Below are 18,714 nucleotides of genomic sequence, written 5' to 3' on the forward strand. Positions count from 1 at the left end.
GGGCCATTAGACTCGTAGAGATCACAGCTCCACAGTCGTGCGGTGCCAGCCAGAAGGACCGAGGAAGCCATGTCCGACCCCTACCCCGAGTTCCGGCTCCGCCTGCCGAACGGCGGGCCGACGGCCCGTGGCCGGCTGACCGACGAGCGCGGGACGAACGGCGCCCAGAGGTTCGCCCTACTCGCCGGGCAGCCCGTGCGACCGGACGTGGTGGACTCCTTCGCCCATCGAGTGACTTCCGCTCACCGCAAGCGCGAGGAGCTGATCCGGCAGGAACTGATCGTCCGGTCGGTCAGCCTGCCCGAATACCTGGAAACCACGGCCTCCCTAACCTTCAACTCACCTTCCGAGGCCGCGGCCGTCCTGCTGGGCCGCAGCGCGAACGGCTGGTTCGAATGGAAGACCGAGGACGGCCGACCGCTGAGCGACTTCATGCCCGGCAGCTGGCCAGGGCCCAACCGGCCATGGCTGGTACGGGGCTCCAACGTGTCCGGGCTCGACCTCGTCCAGCGCATGTGGCTCCCGGACGGGCTCGTCACCCTCTCCGCCTCCCGGCTGCGACCGAACGTGGAGGAGAGTGCGCGGAAGGCCCGTACCAGCGCGGAAGCCACTGCTCCCGAGGGCATCACCAAGGGAATCACCAAGGACTTCCTGCGGACCGCCGTCGAGGAGGACTACGAGTCCACGGCGACGTACAGCCAGAAGCAGCAGCTCGTCGAGGACCTGTACGTCTTTCTCTGCCGGATGAAGCCGGGCGACACCGTGTGCACGATCTCCGGCGGAGAGCTGTACGTGGGAGTCGTCACCGGTGAATTCACCCAGGTCGAGACGGAGGATCGACGATCGAATCTGCGCCGCCCGGTGGAGTGGCAACCCAAGGGGTTCGAGTACGACGAACTGCCGGAGGAACTTCAGCAGAAGCTGTCCATCCAGCACGATATCGTCGACCTCGCCTCGGTGCAGGCACACATCGAAGGACTCGGGCTGAGTGATGAGGAGCTGGAGCGCGAGGCCGCGGAGATAGAGCGGGACCCCAGCGCCGAGATCCCGGCCATCGTCGTACGCCGTGAGCTTGAACTGCCTTATCCCACACAAAAGTTGGCCACGGATCTCCTGGTGCACAAAGTCGAGTGGCTGCGCGAAGTGCGCGACCTGCTCGCGGACGAGCGACAGCTGGTGCTGTACGGGCCGCCTGGCACGGGCAAGACGTATCTCGCACAGAAGATCGCCGAGTTCCTGGGCGGTGGCGCCGAGCAGGTGAAGCTCGTGCAGTTCCACCCCTCCTACGCGTACGAGGACTTCATCGAGGGCTTCCGGCCGAAGGAGGACCCGAAGACCAAGGAAGTCGCCTTCCGGATCAACGCGGGCCCCTTGCGCGAGCTGGCCGACCTCGCGGCCCTGGAGGGCAACCGGCACATCCCGTACTTTCTGATCATCGACGAGATCAACCGCGCCAACCTCGCGAAGGTCTTCGGCGAGCTCTACTTCCTCCTGGAGTACCGGCGGAAGTCCGTGCAACTCCCCTATTCAGGGGATGACTTCTCCCTCCCGCCGAACCTCTTCGTCATCGGCACCATGAACACCGCCGACCGGTCCATCGCACTCGTGGACTCCGCCATGCGACGCCGCTTCGCGTTCGTGGAGCTGTCGCCACGCATCGAGCCGACGAGCGGGCTGCTGCGGCGATGGCTGGAGAGTGAGGGCAAGAGTTCCGAACCGGCAGATCTGCTCGACGCGCTTAACTCCCGAATCGACGAAGCGGACTTCAGGATCGGGCCGTCGTACCTCATGAAGCCCGGCGTGTACCGCGAGGGCGGCCTCGAGCGCACCTGGCGCACCAAGATCCTGCCGTTGCTGGAGGAGCACCACTACGGGGAGGATATCGACATCGAGAAGCGGTACGGCCTCGCGGCCCTGCGCGCGTCGCTGGGGTGAACCGGGTGAGCGCCGACGACATCGAACTGGTCGAACATGCCCCCGCCGTCTCCGTGCGCCTGGCCGAGCCCATCGGGCGCGCGCTCGCCGCGGGCGGCATGGTCAGCGCGACCCATGATCCGTACACGCCGGGTGTCTGGTCGCTGAAGGCGAACAGCAAGGTGGGGGCGATCGTCGTCACCGCACCCGGCGGTGAGGCGCCCGTCACTCTTCGCGTCACGCCCAAGGTGCCAATCGCCCGGCTCTTCTTCCTGCTGGGGTACAGCCTGGACCCGAAGCGAAATTGGCGGGACGAGGACGTGGAGGTGGCCGAGCACCGCGACCTGCTGCCCACGCTCGCCCACACTGTGGAGCGGCAGGTGGACCGGGCTCTGCGGCGAGGGCTGTTGCAGGGGTACCGCCCGACGGAGGAGAGCGCCCTCATCGTACGGGGACGGATCAGGGAGGCCGAGCAGATCCGGCGGCGCCTCGGGATGACGCTGCCGGTGGAGGTGGCGTACGACGAGTTCAGCACCGACATCGCGGAGAACCGCATCCTGCGGACGGCCGTGGAGCGCCTGCTACGGTTGCCCGGGGTGCCGGGGGATGTGCGGCGCAGACTCCTGCACCAGCGTGTGCGACTGGCGGACGTCACTCCTGTCGTACGAGGGAGGGAGCTTCCCGCGTGGCATCCGATCCGGCTCAACTCCCGTTACCACCAGGCCCTTCGGCTGGCGCGGGTGGTGCTGGACGGGGCGTCCGCCGAGCACGCGCCGGGTGAGGTACGGATCAACGGCTTCCTGTTCGACATGAACACGCTCTTCGAGGACTTCGTGACCACCGCCCTGCGGGAGACCCTGCGCGATACGGGCCGTACCGCACGGCTCCAGGACCCGCACCACCTCGATGTGGCCGACGAGATCCGCATGAAGCCGGACCTCGTGCTCTACGAGCCGGACGGGACGGTGTCCGCTGTGGCGGACGCCAAGTACAAGGCGGAGAAGCGCAGCGGCTACCCCGACGCCGATCTCTACCAGATGCTGGCGTACTGCACCTCTCTCGGACTTCGGGAGGGGCATCTGGTGTACGCGAAGGGTAATGCCGTGCATGCGGCACACGAGGTGCGGCATGCGGGCACAGTGATCCATCAACACGCCCTGGATCTGGACCAGAAGCCGGCCGGGCTCCTCGACGACATCGCCGAGCTGGCCTGCCGGATGGCTCCAGTCCTTCCCGTATGGGCCGGTCACAGCACCCCGCCCGTATGATCGGCCGCTGAACGGGCATACCCGATCGGGGAGTTCACGTCGTGCCGCAGCTTGCGTTCGCCAACAGTTTCTGGGAGAGCTACGACGTCCTGGAGAAGCCCGTCAAAGCCGGTGTGTGCAAGGCGATGCAGAGGTTCCAGCAACTGACGTTGGCCGAACTGCACGCCGACAAGGGGTTGCACCTGGAATCCGTCGAGAAGGCGCGTGACCCGCGCATGCGCACCATCCGGATCAACGGCTTCTGGCGCGGGGTCGTCCTGGCTCCGGACGACGGCAGCGATGTCTTCCTGCTGGTGAACGTGGTCCCGCACGATGTCGCGTACAACTGGGCGGCCAAGCGGCTCTACACGACGAACTCGGCGACGCGCGCCCTCGAAGTGCGTAACGTGGTGGCCATCGAGCAGCTGACCCCCGCTCTGGAGCAGGCCGCGGCCACGGCCCCTTCCCTGCTCTTCACCCGGTACTCCGACACGACCCTTCACCACCTGGGCATCGACGCTCAGGTACTGCGAGCCGTACGCACGGTCATCGACAAGCCGCAGTTGGAGGCGTTCGAGACGCTGCTGCCGGAGGACCAGTTCGAGGTGCTCCAGTACCTGGCCGAGGGGTTCGACCCCGACGACGTCTACCGGGATGTCGTCACCGCCCGACGACCGGCCGCACCGGTGTCGGCGGCGGAGGACAGCCTCGCGATGGTGTTCGCCAACACCAGGACCCGGATCACGCTGATCACGGGGCCCGAAGAGCTGACCGATATCCTGGAGAAGCCGTTCGCGGCGTGGCGGGTGTTCCTGCATCCATCACAGCGCCGGCTCGCGTACCGGTCCTCGTACAACGGGCCCGTCCAGGTCACGGGCGGTCCGGGGACGGGGAAGACGGTCGTGGCGCTCCACCGCGTCAAGCACCTTCTGACGCGGTCGCCCGACTCGCGCGTCCTTGTCACCACGTACACGAACGCTCTGGCGGCCAGCCTGCGCGAGAATCTCTCGCTACTCCTCGAAGGGGATCAGCAGCTGCTGGACCGGGTGGATGTGACCACGGTCAACGCTTACGCGCACTCCGTCGTGGCCCGCTACGACGGCAAGGTGCCCACTGCCGTCGGTGAGCAGGAGGAGAAGCAGATCTGGCAACGCATCATCAAGAAGCTCGATGTGCCCTGGACGCAGCAGTTCCTCATGCAGGAGTACCGGCACGTCCTCCTGGGGCAGAATCTCCGCTCACTGGACGCCTACTGCGCATCTCGGCGGCGGGGGCGCAGGAGCAAGTTGTCGACGGCACGGCGGGAGCAGCTCTGGCCCGCCGTCGAGCTGTTCGAGGCGATGTTGCGCGAGCGCGGCTACGCCACGTACCTCCAGGTGTGCCGGCGTGCGGGCGATCTGCTGGCGGAACGGGCACCGGTCTACGACCACGTGGTGGTGGACGAGGCGCAGGACCTGCACCCCGCACAGTGGCGGGTGCTGCGCGCGGCCGTCACCCCTGGCAACGACGACCTGTTCCTCACCGGGGACCCGCACCAGCGGATCTACGACTCGAAGGTGTCCTTGGGCTCGCTGGGGATTTCGGTGGCCGGCCGGACGAGCCGGCTACGGATCAACTACCGCAGTACGGAGGAGATCCTGCTGTGGTCGACGCGGATTCTCGACCCGGTGAGGGTAGAGGACCTGGGCGGCGAAGGCGCTGACGACCTGACCGGATACCACTCGCTGCTGCACGGCCGCCGCCCCGGGACCCAGCACCATCTCAGCGAGAACGACGAGGTGGCGGCGCTGGTGGAGCGGGTGGAGGAGTGGATCGCCCAGGGCATCCATCCCTCCGAGATCGGCGTCTGCGCCCGCTTCAACCTCCAGCTCGACAAGGCGTACGAGCGACTGGCGACGGCCGGAATCCCGGTGGTGAGGGTCCGGGACAACCCGGGGGCTGACGTGGCAGGGGTCAGGCTGGCCACGATGCACGCGATGAAGGGGCTGGAGTTTCGCTGCGTGGCGGTGCTGGGGGTCACGTCCCGTGCTCTGCCGTTCGCACGGGAGGTCACCTCCGCCTCGGTCGACGCCTTGCAGAACGCTTCGGACCTGCTGCGGGAGCGGTGTCTTCTGTTCGTGGCGTGCACCCGGGCCAGAGAGGCGCTCCATGTCTCCTGGGCGGGGGTGGCGAGTGAGTTCGTACCTCAGGAGCCACCCCAGGCGAACGAATCCGGATCGGAGGCGGCCGCCCGATAGCCGGAGGCGTCATGACGTTTGTAAACTGAGTCAATCCACGACGCCACGACACTTCCGGAGGACCTGATGTCCCAGCCCCAAGGGCCGCACGCTTCAGTGAGCCTCGCGGACATCGCGCGGATGGTGGGGGTCGGTCGGGCAGCGGTCAGCAACTGGCGCCGGCGGCACGAGAGCTTCCCCGCCCCGGTGGAAGGCAACGACGTCAGCCCGCAGTTCTCCTGGGCCGAGGTCGAGGCCTGGCTTCGGGCCGAGGGGAAGCTCAGGGTCCCGGTGAGTGCGCTCGACCGGTTGTGGCCGGAGTTCGAGGCCGTGGGAGGGCGCGACTCGATGGGCTATCTGGTGGCGGCGGTGGGTGAGCGCCTGAGCTCACAGCGCGGCGGAGATCTCTCCGGCCTCCTCCCCGTCATCGACACGCATCAGGCCGATCTGCTCGACCGGGCCGTGAAGGTGACGGACTCAGAGGGCCCTGAAGCTACATTCGACTTCCTCTACCAGCGCTGGCTGCAGACGCATGTGCGCCAGGTGACGGCCACTCCCGAACCGATGGCGGCGTTGCTGACCGACATCGCTGCGACCGCCCACGGCCATCGGGTACGCACCGTGCTGGACCCGGCGTGCGGGACCGGGTCCCTGCTCCTGGCATCGGCCCGGCCAGGACCCGAAGGGGAAGGACCTCAGCTCTTCGGGCAGGACCGCGACCCCGTACTCGCAGCGCTGGCCGCGGCGCGACTCGCGATGGCGGGCCTTCCCGCTTCCGTCACCGTCGCCGACACCCTGCGTGCGGATGCCCAGGGTGGGGTGCGGGCGGACCTGGTGCTGTGCAACCCACCGTCGAACGAGCGGGATTGGGGGCACGCGGAGCTTGCCACCGACACTCGCTGGACGTACGGGCTGCCTCCCCGCACCGAGCCGGAGCTGGCCTGGGTTCAGCACGCGCTCGCGGCGCTGGCCCCTGGCGGGACGGCCGTACTCATTCTGCCTCCGGCTGTGGCCGCCCGCCGGGCGGGGCGGCGGATGCGGGCGAAGCTGTTGCAGGCCGGGGTGCTTCGTGCAGTGATCGCACTGCCGCCGGGGGCGGCTCCGCCGCACGGGGTGGGCCTGCATGTGTGGGTGCTCGCTATTCCCGGCCCCGAAAGCGTGAGCTCGGGTCTACTGCTGGTGGACGCCGCACACGGACTCGATGCCGCCGGCATGGGCAAGCCGGGGCTGGACTGGGCTCGGGTGCGGGACTGCGTGCTCCCCGCGCTGCGCGGGGAGCACTCCGCGGGCAGCGTGTCCGTCCCGGTCATCGATCTGCTCGACGACGAGGTCGATCTCACACCCGCACGGCACATCCCACGCTCCGACGCGGCCAGCGGAGTGGACCTGCGCCGCAGGTGGACTCGGTTTGACAGGCATTTGCGCGAGCTGCGGGACGTGGCGGGAGGGCTTTCAGGGATGATGCCCTCGAACCGTGAGGGGGCGGGTACGCGCGCGACGGTGGCGGAGCTGGAACGGGCCGGAGCCCTGAAGGTCCTCGCCGGTCAGAGCGTGCCGGAGCACCTCGTGCTGCGCGGGGAGCGGCCCGAGGACGCGGTTCCTGCACTCACCTCTGTCGTGCTCTCCAAGGAAACCGGCCACTGGTTGCCCCGGGCGGAGGCCGCACGGGGTGAGGCCGACGGCACCATGACGGTGACGACCTCCCAGGATGTGATCGTCGTCGGTCTAGCACGGGACTTCAGGGTGAGCGTGGACGATGAGGCACCCTCGGTGCTCGGCCCGCAGCTCTACGCCCTGCGCGTTGACCCGGCTCTGCTCGATCCGTGGTTCCTGGCAGGTTGTCTGGGCGCGCCCGCCAACGTCCGTCAGGCGGGTACGCATGCTTCCACCTCCTCCCGGGTCGACGTACGTCGCCTCCAGGTGCCACGCCTGCCGCTGCGCGAGCAGCAGAAGTACGGGGAGGTTCACCGGAAGGTGGTCTCGCTGGAGCGGGAGGCCAGGGAACTGAGCTCCGCGGCGGGCATGTTGAGCAGGTCCCTGGGTGATCTGATCGCGGAGGGGCGGCTCTCCGGAATGTGAATCCGCGTCAGGCGGTCAGGTGTCAGTCCGGCAGGCTCGAAAGGAGGTCAGCGACCGCCTTGATGTGTCCGGATTCGTTTTTGTCGGACCCGAGCCAATCCACCAATCCGAGGCCGGCTTCGCGGCACCGGCCAATGAGCCGCGCCGTGCGATCGGGCAGTTCGAGCACCTTTCGTACCGTCCGGGTCCAGTCTTCCACCGCTCGCAGCGCGTCGCCCTCGGGAATACGGCATTCCACCGCTCCGATCTCCGCTTCCAGCATGAGGGCCAGGAGTTCGGGGGCCGCCTGCCGGACGGGGGCGCCCGCCACCTGCCCGTACAAGAACTCGGCACGCTGGACACGTCCGCCCAGGAGAGCGGCGTCGGCGCAGGTCAGGTGGGCATCGGCGACAGAGAGGTCCGCGATTCCCCAGTCCTCCACGGCCTGGGCCAGGGCACGTTCCAGGCGTGCGCACACCGGCCCCGCGTCGGTGGCTTCGAGTTCGGCCTTCGCCCTTGCCTGGAGGGCGGCGAACTCCCCGCGCCCCAGCCAACTCCCGCGCCGCCGGTTCAGGCGGGGAGGAGCGGCGGGCCGTCGTGGCGCGGCGACCGCGTGCAGGCCTCCGGCCGTGCGGTAGTGCAGCGTCGGGTCGGGTTCAAGCGCCGGTTCCGGAGCTGGGTCGCCGGGGGCCGGCAGGAGGCCGTGCAGCGCTTCCCACACTTCTATGCGGGCAGGGCGGTCGCCGGGAATCTTGCTCAGCAGGTCCGCGACGAGGTCGTCGAGTTCCTGTGGGAGCCCGGAGTTGATGGACCGGATGCGGGGCGGCAGGTCTTCGAGGTGCTGGATGTTCTTGTTGCGGTCCGGCTTGTCCTCGAACGGGCGCTGCCCCGTGACCAGCTCGAACAGCACGCAGCCGAAGGCGTAGTGATCCACCGCGGCGGTGACCTCCCGCAGACCGCGCAACTGCTCGGGCGCGATGTACCCGGCGCTGCCCGGCGTCTCGCCGAGTGCGGTGTAGCGCGTCGCGTCGGGGTCCGTGAGGTAGGCGATGCCGAAGTCGAGAAGGCTCACCCTCCCGTCGGCGCGGCTCAGGACGATGTTCCCCGGCTTGAGGTCTCGGTGGACGACTCCGTGGACATGGGCGTGGGCGAGAGCTTCGGCGATCTGGACGGCGATGGCACAGGCCGCGGCCAGCGGGAGCGGCCTGTGCTGGTCGAGGAATTCGCGCAGGGTGGGCCCGTCGAGGTACTCCATGACGAGGTACGGCTCTTCTCGCCAGTAACCCCGGTGCAGAAGCCGGGGGATCGCGGGGTGGTCGAGTTCAGCGAGGATCGCGCCTTCGCGTTCGAAGCGTTTGAGCATCTCGACGTTGCGCCGTACCCGCTCGCCGGGACTGAGGCGCCCGTGCGTGTAGGCGTCCAGCCGGAGGACCTTGACCGCGACCGTCCTTCCGGTAGTGGTGTCCGTGGCCTTCCAGATGCTGCCCATGCCACCCTGATCGAGAGACTCCTCGACCAGGAAGCGCCCGTCGTCGAGGACGTCCCCGGCTTCCACACCTCACCCCCTTCTGCCTGCGCGATGCGCGCCGCCTGACACACCATAGCGTTTCATGAACAGAATGCATTAACTGGATTGACTATGTACACAGACGCATGCTTCTCTTGTCGAGTACGCTCCCGCGCCCCCTGAGAGGTTCGCCGTGACGCTTCAACCGCTCCCGCCCGGAACCAACGGTGACACCCGCCTCATCCGCACCTCTCTGCCGCTCGTCCGCAACGACCCCCGGGGCTGCCCGCGTGGTTCCGCCGTGCGGGCCAGGCCGTTGGTCCAGCAGGCACCGAAGCGCTCGCGCCGCAAGCCCGTCGAAGACTTCGCACTCGGCCCGGTGATGGCCGCCCTTGACGCCGTGGAATTCGACGGCGCCTCTCCGGAGTTCGCACTGGAGGGCATCTCTCACGTCCGCAAGTACACCACCGGGCACGTCAGTTGGGCTTGTACGGCGGTGTACGCGTACCTTGCCGCGCGTCGGCAGTCGGAGTCCGAGCGGATCGTGGCCGGGCGCCCGGCCACGATCCCGGTTCGGGAAGAGTGGACTTCTTGCGAGGGGTTGCGGGCGCCCGACGCACGCGGCGCCCTCCGCTACGAACGCACCGCGTGGGGGCGGCGGTACGCATCGGAGGACGGCGGTGAGCGAGAGCTGTGGTTGCCGTCCTTCAACACCCTCAAGCGCGACCGGCCCGCCGAGGAGATCGCCGAGGCCGCCTCAGTCCTCGCGACGGGCACCCCCTCACAAGCGGGGTTCGGCGACATACACCGCCCGGTCCCCGGGAGTACCGCCCTCCCCCACCGGGTCCGCGTCGTGGGTGTGGGCTGCGGCGACGGCGAGTACGGCGTACTGGCCGACTGGGACACCGCCCGCGTGGAGCGGGAATTCGCCGCGCATGCCCGGCCGGCACTCGCCCGCGCCGTCACCGGCACCGCGACCAACCCCGGGTCGGAATGCGTGCGGTGCGAGGCCCTCGCGGGCTGTGCGGGGCTGCCGAAGGCCCCCGGCCTGCTCGGCGTGCCCGGGCCGCGCCGCCCCCGCAAGCGCCGCTCCGTGTCCGCTTCCGACCTTCGCGCGCACGACTGCTGCCCCGCCTTCTTCCACCTGACCCGGGTGCTCCACCTGAAGTCGCCCGCGCCGGAGAGCGAGCCGATCCGACGGGGGCGCACCGTCGATGCCTGGCTCAACCAGCAGCATCTCAAGGGCCCTTGTGCCGATGCGGCTCTGCCGCAGGAAATCCCGGAACTGGCCCCGGACGAGCAGACCACGGCGCTCGCCATGATTGCTGAGCATGTGCGGGCCTGTCCGCTCGACGAGCTCGGCCCGGACGAAGAAGTACAGGTGCAGAAGCGCCTGACAGCCTACGACCCCGAACTGGACACGGTGATCGTGGCGGACCCGGACCTGCTGTACACGCGGTGCGGCGGGTGGATCTGGCACGAGACCAAGACGGCGGGCAGCCCGCTGTGGGAGGGACGTCCGCTGCTGGAGTCCTACCCCCAACTCGCCCTGGCGGTGCTCCTGATGTCCCACGGAGTACCCGGCGGCGACCCGCGCCGGTCGCTCATCGAGCTGGAGGTGCTGTACGGGGACGGGTCGCGCTGCCTGGAGGTCGACCCGGGTGACTCCGACACCGTCGCCGAAGCCCGGCAGGTGATCTCCCGTCTCGCGACGCCCTGGGCCGTCGACGAGACCTACGAGCCGCGTCCCGGGGACCAATGCGAAGGGTGCGAAATGCTGCGTCACTGTGCAGCAGGACAGAGTCGGGTGAAGGCCGGATGAGCACGACAGCACCGGACGACCTCCCTCCGTACACCGCAGACTGGGCCGCCCACGACGGCATCGCCCTCGTGCGGACTCTCGCCTCCGCGCTCACCACCCTGGACGCGGTCGGCGGTCTGCACTCCTTCGTCCTGCCCTACCCGCCTGAGGCACAGCGCGCCCTGGACGGAACGGTCCTCGCCTGCCTGGAACGGGGTGCACGTCCGCCGATGAGCCTGCCCGATCTGGTGTCCTGGTGCCGGGAGCGGCCGGTGGCGGACTGGCCGGTCGCACTTCCCGACGAAGTGATCGGACCCGATGATCTGCTCCTCGATCCGGCGTCGTCCCGCCCGACCGAGCTCTGCCACGAATGGGCGGACAAGTACCCCCACAGCGCACTGGACCAGCGCGACCGGGAGATCATCCTGGCGGCGCTCAGGCTGTGCCGTGAGTACGGCGAGGAGGACGCCTACACGGAGTTCCGCCGGTTGCTCGTCAACCGTCCGGTACTGACCTCGGCCGATGCCTTCTCCGTCTCCGTGGACCACGTCCTCGACCCGGTGAGGGAACTCGTCAAACGGATCTACCAACCCGTTCCCGACAGCTACCTGCGCGGCGACACCTACGCCACGTGCGGCAGCTGCCTCACCCTGCTCACGCCGCTGAGGGAGGGCGGGTGGTGGTGCGAACGGGACCGCTGCCGCCGACAGGGCGCACCGCTGCTGGGGCGGCTCATCGCCCGCCAGGAGGCCGGTGAACTGCTCCAGTTGGAGCCTCCGTTGCGTCAGTTCGTCACCGGTCCCGGCAGGGCGGAGGCCGAGCTGGAGAAGGCCCTGGTGCGGCTCGGCCTGCGGGTGCGCATGTGGCCCGCCTTCGACGCATACGACCTGCACATCACCTTTCCCGACGGCTGGGTGTGGGCGGTCGACGTGAAGGACTGGGCCCACCCGGCATTCCTCGGGCGCTCCGCCCGCCCGGTGCCCCAGGAGCCCCGGTACGACGAGGCGTTCTGGGTGGTGCCGCAGAGCCGGGTCACCGACCGCCCCGGCTACCTCGCGACGTACGCACGCAACCGCCCCCCGCACGCTCGGTCCTTGACCCTGTTGACCGACACCACACTGACCGTGCGCGCCCGCGCCCGGCTGACCGGAGCCGAAGGAGGCCAGGGTGCGTGACCGCGACGGCTGGTACAAGAAAGTGACCGAACAGCTCACCCAGGTGTGGGGTGACGTCCCCGCAGACCTGTCCGGGACGAGGCCCGCACTGGTCTGTCAGGTTGAGCTGGCGCTCCGGCTACTCGAACACATCGCACCCGGCGAAAGCCCCCGAGGCGCATACGTCCTCTTCGGTGGCTACCCGTTCGCCCGGTCCCGGGGGCTGGCAGTGACTGAGAAACACACAATCATGCTCACGGCGGGCCGCCACCTGTTGTGGACGCTGCGTCGGCGCCGCGCCTGGCACCAGGCACTCGACACCTACCGCGCGCTGCCGCCTCGGGTGCGTGTCTACGACGTTCCGCGGGAGGGCGACGCACCCGCCGTACGCACAGAATCGCAGGATACGGAGCGGTTCACCGTATACGACATGGCGCTGGCGGCCCTCCCCCCGCTCGCCCGCAAGGAACTGCCGCTCGCCCCGCCCGGCCGTGCCACCTTCCTCGCCTGGCGGCGTCCCACCTCGGTGACCCTCCCCGCGGGGCTCGCCGCCGAGCCCGTTCCTGGGCACCGGCCCGAACTCGGCCGCCCCGGTGACGGCACGCCGCTCATGGTCAAGCGGGCAGAACTCGTCGACACAGCGCGGTGGATGGACGAGACCGAACAGACAAGGGGCGTCGCGAGCCCCGGGTACTGGGAGGACCGGCTGACGGAGCTGCGGCTCTCACCACGCAGCAGCGACGGGCTGTCCTTCGTCGATTCCGACACCCTGCGCATCGACGGACTGCTGCACCTGGCGGGCATGGTCGGCGCGGGCAAGTCGACGCTGATGACCCTCGTGGCCGTCTGGGGCGCACGCCAGGGGCTGCGCACCACGCTGGTCGTGGGAGACGTGGCGGAGCAACTGCGGCTGGCCGGGCTCCTGCGGGACTTGGGTCTCGCTGCGGCTCCCGTACTGGGGCCGACGACCCGGCAGACGCATGTACAACGCCTCCACCGTAGGCTCGCCGCGCGCGGCTTGGACAACATCCTCGACCACGACGCCCCAGGCTTCGACGACCTGAGCACCGTGTGTGTGATCAATGCACTGCGCGGCACCGAGGCCCCCGAGCCACTGCGCTACGCGGACGCCCCCTGTGCGTCCCTGTACCCGGAGAAGAAGCGTCAGGACCCGCCCCTCCCCGCGGACCCGGCCCCGGCGCTGCCCGAGCCCTATCGCCCCGGCAAGGCCGCCCCTCGGTGTACCGAAACGCAGCCGTCCGAGCTGAAAGGCGCTCCGCACGGATGCCCCCTGTGGCACGCCTGCCCGCGCCACCACACGGCCCGCGAGCTGGTGGACGCCCTGATCTGGGTGGCGAACCCCGCGAGCCTCGTACAGTCCGCCGTGCCCCGGCACCTGGGTGCCGAACGGCTGCGTCACCTTGAACTTGCCCTCCTGCGCAGCGACATCGTCTTCGTCGACGAGGCGGACTCCGTGCAGATGAAACTGGACGAGATCTTCGCCCCTTCCGCCACCCTCGTCTCCCCCGGCATCGACTCCTGGCTCGACCAGGTGCAGACGCACCGGATCGAGGAGTTGTCCAAGCAGGGCCGACTGCCGCTCACCGATCAGGAGATCGAGCGGTGGTCCGCCTCACTGACCGTGGCCCACTCGGCCACGGACCGCCTGTACAAGCTGCTGATCTCGGACGCCGATCTCCGCGAGTGGGCGGACATCGAGTACTTCAGCCCCTGGACCCTCCAGGAGAAGCTCCTCGGCGAGTGGTTCTCCCCGGCCACACCGTCGTGCGCACCCGACGGCGTGCCGGACGAGGCAGAACTGTACGAGGCGTACGAGGATGACGCACCGGAACCCGAATCGGCCGGCCCTGTCACCGACGCGCTGCGCAAGGAACTGACGGACATCTTCGACGCCTTCCGGGACGACCCGCTCGGCGGCGACGGCCCCTACGCCAACGAGACCGACGACCTGGTCCGGCTCGCACACGACGTGCTCACCACCCTCTCCACACCGGCGTCCCGGGAGCGGGTCGTGGCAGTGCTGTCCCCGATGCTCGCCCGTACCCCGGCGGTAGCACGCATCGAGGACGACCAGTGGCTCGATCTGACCGCGCGGCGGCTGGAGTTCATGCTGCTCTTGAGCGCACTCAACCAGCGGCTCGACCGGCTCGTCTTCCTGTGGCCGCAGGTCGAGGCGGCTCTGCATCTCGATTCGACCGGCAACGACCTCTCCCGCCGTCCTCCCCTCGACTACGCCCCGCTGGTCCCTGAAGCGCCAATGGGCAACGTCCTGGGATTCCAGTACCTACCCGACGAACGTGAGCGGGACGACGACGGGCGGCACAGCGGCACGCTGCGCTTCTTCCGCTGCGCGGGTGTCGGTCGCGCTCTACTGCTCTCGCTGTGCGAGGTGGGTTCCGATCCCGGCACTGGTCGGAAGGGGCCTCACGTGGTGCTGATGTCCGGCACGAGCTGGGCAGGCACATCCACCCGGGCCCACGTGCTCGCCCCGGTGGGCGCCGTGCTCAAACCTGCGGAGCGATCGCTGCGGGCCGTCGGGGAGTCGGTCTTCACCACGCACTTTCTGTACGACGACAACGGCCGCCCGATGGGCCTCTCCGCGGTGAACCCCAAGACACGTCCGGCAGCGGCACGCGAGCTGGCGCAGAAGCTCGGCTCTCCCGGGCGGGGCGGCGGCCCCAGCCCTCTGGAGCAGGAACTCGCCAAAGTCACCGACGACCGCCGACGACGGGCGATCCTGCTCGTGGGCAGCTACAAGGAGGCGAACACCGTCGCCATGGCACTGCACGACCTGGACCGGTGGCGCGACAGGGTCCGCGTTCTCGCCGCTGACGACGCAGATCTGGAACAGGCCGTGGGCCCCTCAGGGGCGACGCCCCGGGCGGCGGGCCAGGGAGCGGTGACCGTTCTGAGGCGTGGAGATCTGGCGTCCTTCGCCGAGGATCGCAACGCGGAGATTCTGGTGGCCCCCCTGATGGCGGTCGAGCGCGGGCACAACATCCTCAACGCCCAGCGCAACGCCGCCTTCGGAACGGCCCTGTTCCTGGCGCGCCCGCACCCCCGCCCCGACGACCTGTCACTGGCTGTCTTCGCCATCAACGACTGGGCCTCGCGCTTCGTACGGAACGAGCCCGGCCTGGAGCAGGGGACTTTCGGTAAGCTCGCCGTCGATGCGGAGGACCTGGATGCCGCCGGCCTCGCCTTCCGCCACGTGGCCCGGGCGGAGTGGCGCAGGCTGTTGGCACGCCGCTACATCTACTCACGACTGTCCGAACGGGAGAAGCAGTCCTTCACCTGGGACCAGTTGGTCACCATCTGGCAGGTGATCGGCCGACTCGTTCGCGGCGGCGTCCCCGCAAGGGTGGTGTTCGTCGATGCGCGATTCGCTCCGCAAACGGCGCGGGCCCTCTCACCGGGGTCCCTGGCGACGCAAGTCCCCTTCCAGGACGGACTGTTGACCGGACTGCGCGATGCCCTCGCCCCCTACTTCGACCCGTCGGTCGATCCCTCCGCTTTCCCCGACTCCGGCGACCCTGCCGTGGCCCAGCTCCTGTACGCGCCGCTGTACAAGGCATTGCGCGACCTCACCCATCACGTCTCCTGAACAGCCCCGCCGTACCCCTGCCCCGGAAGGCGAACCACCATGGCTCTTCGTTATGACTCCGTCCGAACCGCTTCCTGGCTCCCGGCCTCTCCCGACGCCTCCCACCTCGCACGCTACCGCGCACTTCCGTTTCCCGAGCAGTGGCGAGATGCCTTGCTCGACCTGTGCAGCGCAGGCCGAGAGAAGCGATGGGAGACAGTGCCGACCTGGCGCATGGACCAGGTGCTCCAGACCTTCGCGCCAGACCTGCTGGTACGCCCGCGCCCCTCGCAGTACCGGGGAGAGGGGCCGGACTTCTGGCTGTACGCGCCCCACTCGTCCCCGGCCCCGCTTCCCGATCCGGCCTTCCAGGGCCTGTTGGGTGCCTGGCTCCGCGACCTCCGACCGGAACCCGAACACCGTTCCCGCGTCGCCGAAGTACGGGCCCTGTTCCAGGAGGATCCGCCCCAGTGGCAACAGGACGTCGAGGTGGAACTGCTCAAGTGCCCGACGACCGCGGGCGGAACCGCCGCTCCGGACCCTCGCCAGTTCCAGTTGACCACCGACTGGCTGGCCCAGCGGATCCTCTCCCTGGAGCCGTACGACTTCGGAGCGGGACGGCTGCGTTTCCGGGCGATGCCGCGCGGACCGCAGGACCAAGGGGCCGAGCTGGTGTCGCAGGCGCTGCCCCACGAGGGCGCTCGCGGCACGGAGTGGTACTCAGTGGTCCTGAACATCACCCTCCACACGGTGCCCTTCGAACCGCTGCCACGGTTCCATTTCCACACGCACATCCGGCGGTACGCCACGCGCATCGGCGCGAAGGCCGGTCGGCTCCACCTTCCCTTCGGGCGCAGGACCACGGTCATGCTGCGACCGCGCGTGCCCTGGCTGTCCGGCGCGCCGCTCAGCGACCGGTTCGCCGTGGCCCGGCTTGCCTGGCTCCAGGGAGGCTACGACTGGGTGGGCGGTGGCCCCGCCGGCATGCTGCGCAACATCTTCCTCACCGACCCGTTCCCCGATGCGCAGGCCCTGCTTGCCGCACCTGCCGAGTGGATTCAGGACGACATGCGCGCGGCTGTCGTGTACAGCACGGCCATGGGGTCGCACGAGGTGGGCGCCGGTCTGATGTCGCACCAGCGCTCCGCTCTCACCGAGTGGGCCGAGGAGGCTCTGCCCGAGGAGCTTCGCCCCACCGCGCCTCTCGTCCGCACCCGCCTCTCCGGCAGCTCACCCGCCAACCCCCGTCAGGACCCTTCCGACACGGCGAAGAAGGCGGAGGTGAATCTTCGCCGTGCCGAAGCCCGGCGGAAGGGAGCTGCGTTCGCACTGAGCGACCTCAGCTCCGGAACCGACGTCGGGGTGACGCCTGTACTGGAGGCGCGACTGCTGTGGCAGACGCCGGCGATGCGGGACGTAGCGGTCGCGGCGCTCATCGCACATTTGGATCTGAAGGGCGACGGCGGCGCGCCCGACGCTTCGTCCGCATACGACACCAGCCCAGTGGTCCTCGAATGGCAGATGCCTGAGATCGTCGTACGTCTGCGGTGCCTGAAGCTGCCGCGTTCACTCGGCGGCGACCTGCCCCTTCCTGAGGGAACCCGGCATTCCCGTGAAGCCATCACGACTGCAGTCGCCATGCGTCGTACACAGACCGCCGAGTTCGTCGCCTCGGACCAAGCCTCGCCCGTGCCCACTCTCACACTGGTGGAAATCGACCGCGCGAAGGACTTCTCCTCCCCTGATCACGATCCGAAGTTCGCACTGCGCCTGGGCTGCGCCGACGCCAAAGTGCTGACGCAGTTCATGGCCGTACCGAAGAAGACCAAGGGTTACAACAGCGAGAAGAATGCGGAATTCCGTGCTGCCAAAGCATGGGACGACGGTCTGCGGCAGTTGGGCGTGCGCGTGCATCCCGAGCACAGCCTCGGCTCGCAACTCCCGCAGGGCCTGAGGTACTTGGCCACCTGGATGGTGCGTAAGAACGCGCGCAGCCGCACGCGCTGGGCCGGCCATGTTCCCGTCGCGGTCCTCGTCACGCCTCAGCCGTCGGGGGCAGGCGCGGCCCGGGTACAGGGCTGGGACGAGCAGGCCCGGGCCTGGGTGCCGTACCCGGTCATGCTGTTGCAACTCACCCGCCGTGCCGAGGTCCCCCGGCATCCGGTTCCCGCCCCGCGTGACACCGGCGAATCGGCGAGCCTCCCGTCCTGGTGGACAGACCGGGCTCAACAGCGACGGGCGGCCGAGGAATGGCTGGAAAAGGTGCTGCGCTCCGTTCGAGGCACCCCCACCGTGTTGCTCGCGCACGGTCAGAACATGCGCTCGCACTGGACCTGGCTGCAGGACGCCAATGTGGTGGCGGACAAGTTCCGCGGCAGCCACGCCCCCGCACGTCGCTTGGACCCGGATTTGCGGATCGTACGGGTGCGCAGCGCGCGCGGACGTGAGACTGCGCAGTGGTGGGGCCTGAATCCGGACCCGAACAGCGCCAATGGCCTCCCGGCCCATCTGTGGACAGATCCATCCACTGCCCAGGGCGAGGCGCGTGTCTTCTGGTCGACCACGCCCAAGGCTCAAACTTTCAAGCTCTCTGTAGCCGCGGACAAATTGGCCCCACGGGTCAATACCAAGGGAAAGCTGACCATCGACACGGGCGAAGCCGCCTGGAACCCCGGCCTGGTCGAAGTCGCCGTGCTCGGCTGCCACACGCAGGACGGGGACGTACCAGAGGCCCTGGCACTGGCCGTTCACCAGCTACGGCAGGCCCCCGACCTGCCAGACGCGTTGAGCCTTCCGCTGCCCCTGCACCTCGCGGGCCTGTCTCAGGAGTACGTCCTCCCCACCCGCGCTGAAGAGGACTCGGCCCCGGAAACGGACCAGGTGGCAGACGTAAACCCGGATGTGGCGGCTGCACCGGGCCTGGCCCACATGCCGGAACCGGCCGAGCACGACGAACAGTTGTCACTCTTCGGGCCATCCGCGCGAACCCCCGCAGCCTGAACGGGCAAACACCTTCTGGCCTTCTGGATTCCTCGCAAGGGCGCATAGTGGGGTGGTACAGGAAAGAGGCCCCTCTGACGACCCACCCGTGCGTCAGGTGGGCATCGAGTCTGCCTCGCGCCACTCCGGAGGGATAGCAACGCGCCCCGCAAGGCAAGAACGCACCATCGTATCGGGCCGACGATCCGTTTCGCAGGGAACGACCCCCGGCCC

Annotated in this window: 9 protein-coding genes; 8 read left to right on the top strand and 1 reads right to left on the bottom strand. The window is 69.0% G+C overall.

All coding sequences use genetic code 11. The annotated features are described in order from the left end of the window. The first annotated feature begins 69 nt into the window (after nt 1-69). The 4 genes from AB0435_RS13845 to AB0435_RS13860 all read left to right on the top strand — a co-directional run bounded on the left by AB0435_RS13845 (nt 70) and on the right by AB0435_RS13860 (nt 7,456). The gene (locus AB0435_RS13845; protein ID WP_366427093.1) at nt 70-1,935 is read left to right on the top strand and encodes a DUF4357 domain-containing protein; all 1,866 of its coding nucleotides are present in this window, start codon (nt 70-72) and stop codon (nt 1,933-1,935) included. Nucleotides 1,936-1,940: 5 nt separating this feature from the next. Further along, complete coding sequence (locus AB0435_RS13850) at nt 1,941-3,182, top strand: restriction endonuclease (RefSeq protein WP_366427055.1); 1,242 nt, start codon at nt 1,941-1,943, stop codon at nt 3,180-3,182. A gap of 41 nt (nt 3,183-3,223) precedes the next feature. Continuing rightward, complete coding sequence (locus AB0435_RS13855; RefSeq protein ID WP_366427056.1) at nt 3,224-5,398, top strand: DEAD/DEAH box helicase; 2,175 nt, start codon at nt 3,224-3,226, stop codon at nt 5,396-5,398. A 66-nt stretch (nt 5,399-5,464) separates the two neighbouring features. Continuing rightward, a complete protein-coding gene (locus AB0435_RS13860) occupies nt 5,465-7,456 on the top strand; it encodes an N-6 DNA methylase (RefSeq protein WP_366427057.1) in 1,992 nt (663 codons plus the stop codon). A gap of 22 nt (nt 7,457-7,478) precedes the next feature. Here the strand turns inward: AB0435_RS13860 and AB0435_RS13865 are convergent, their stop codons facing one another. Then, nucleotides 7,479-8,990, bottom strand: a complete 1,512-nt coding sequence (locus tag AB0435_RS13865; RefSeq protein WP_366427058.1) for a serine/threonine-protein kinase — start codon at nt 8,988-8,990, stop codon at nt 7,479-7,481. Between the two features lie 145 nt (nt 8,991-9,135). Between AB0435_RS13865 and AB0435_RS13870 the strand changes: the two genes are divergently transcribed. The 4 genes from AB0435_RS13870 to AB0435_RS13885 are packed head-to-tail and all read left to right on the top strand — an operon-like array spanning nt 9,136 to nt 18,501. Continuing rightward, nucleotides 9,136-10,764 carry a PD-(D/E)XK nuclease family protein gene (locus AB0435_RS13870; RefSeq protein ID WP_366427059.1) on the top strand — a complete coding sequence of 543 codons (1,629 nt, stop codon included), beginning with the start codon at nt 9,136-9,138 and terminating at the stop codon, nt 10,762-10,764. Continuing rightward, nucleotides 10,761-11,918 (top strand): hypothetical protein, encoded by a 1,158-nt coding sequence (locus tag AB0435_RS13875; RefSeq protein WP_366427060.1) that lies wholly within the window; start codon nt 10,761-10,763, stop codon nt 11,916-11,918. The genes AB0435_RS13870 and AB0435_RS13875 overlap by 4 nt, the downstream gene beginning before the upstream one ends. Continuing rightward, nucleotides 11,911-15,522 carry a hypothetical protein gene (locus AB0435_RS13880; RefSeq protein WP_366427061.1) on the top strand — a complete coding sequence of 1,204 codons (3,612 nt, stop codon included), beginning with the start codon at nt 11,911-11,913 and terminating at the stop codon, nt 15,520-15,522. The genes AB0435_RS13875 and AB0435_RS13880 overlap by 8 nt, the downstream gene beginning before the upstream one ends. 39 nt (nt 15,523-15,561) lie before the next feature. Then, complete coding sequence (locus tag AB0435_RS13885) at nt 15,562-18,501, top strand: DUF3962 domain-containing protein (protein ID WP_366427062.1); 2,940 nt, start codon at nt 15,562-15,564, stop codon at nt 18,499-18,501. Nucleotides 18,502-18,714: the final 213 nt, after the last annotated feature.

Origin of the sequence: Streptomyces sp. NPDC051173 (assembly GCF_040689515.1) — a bacterium.
Taxonomy (GTDB): domain Bacteria; phylum Actinomycetota; class Actinomycetes; order Streptomycetales; family Streptomycetaceae; genus Streptomyces.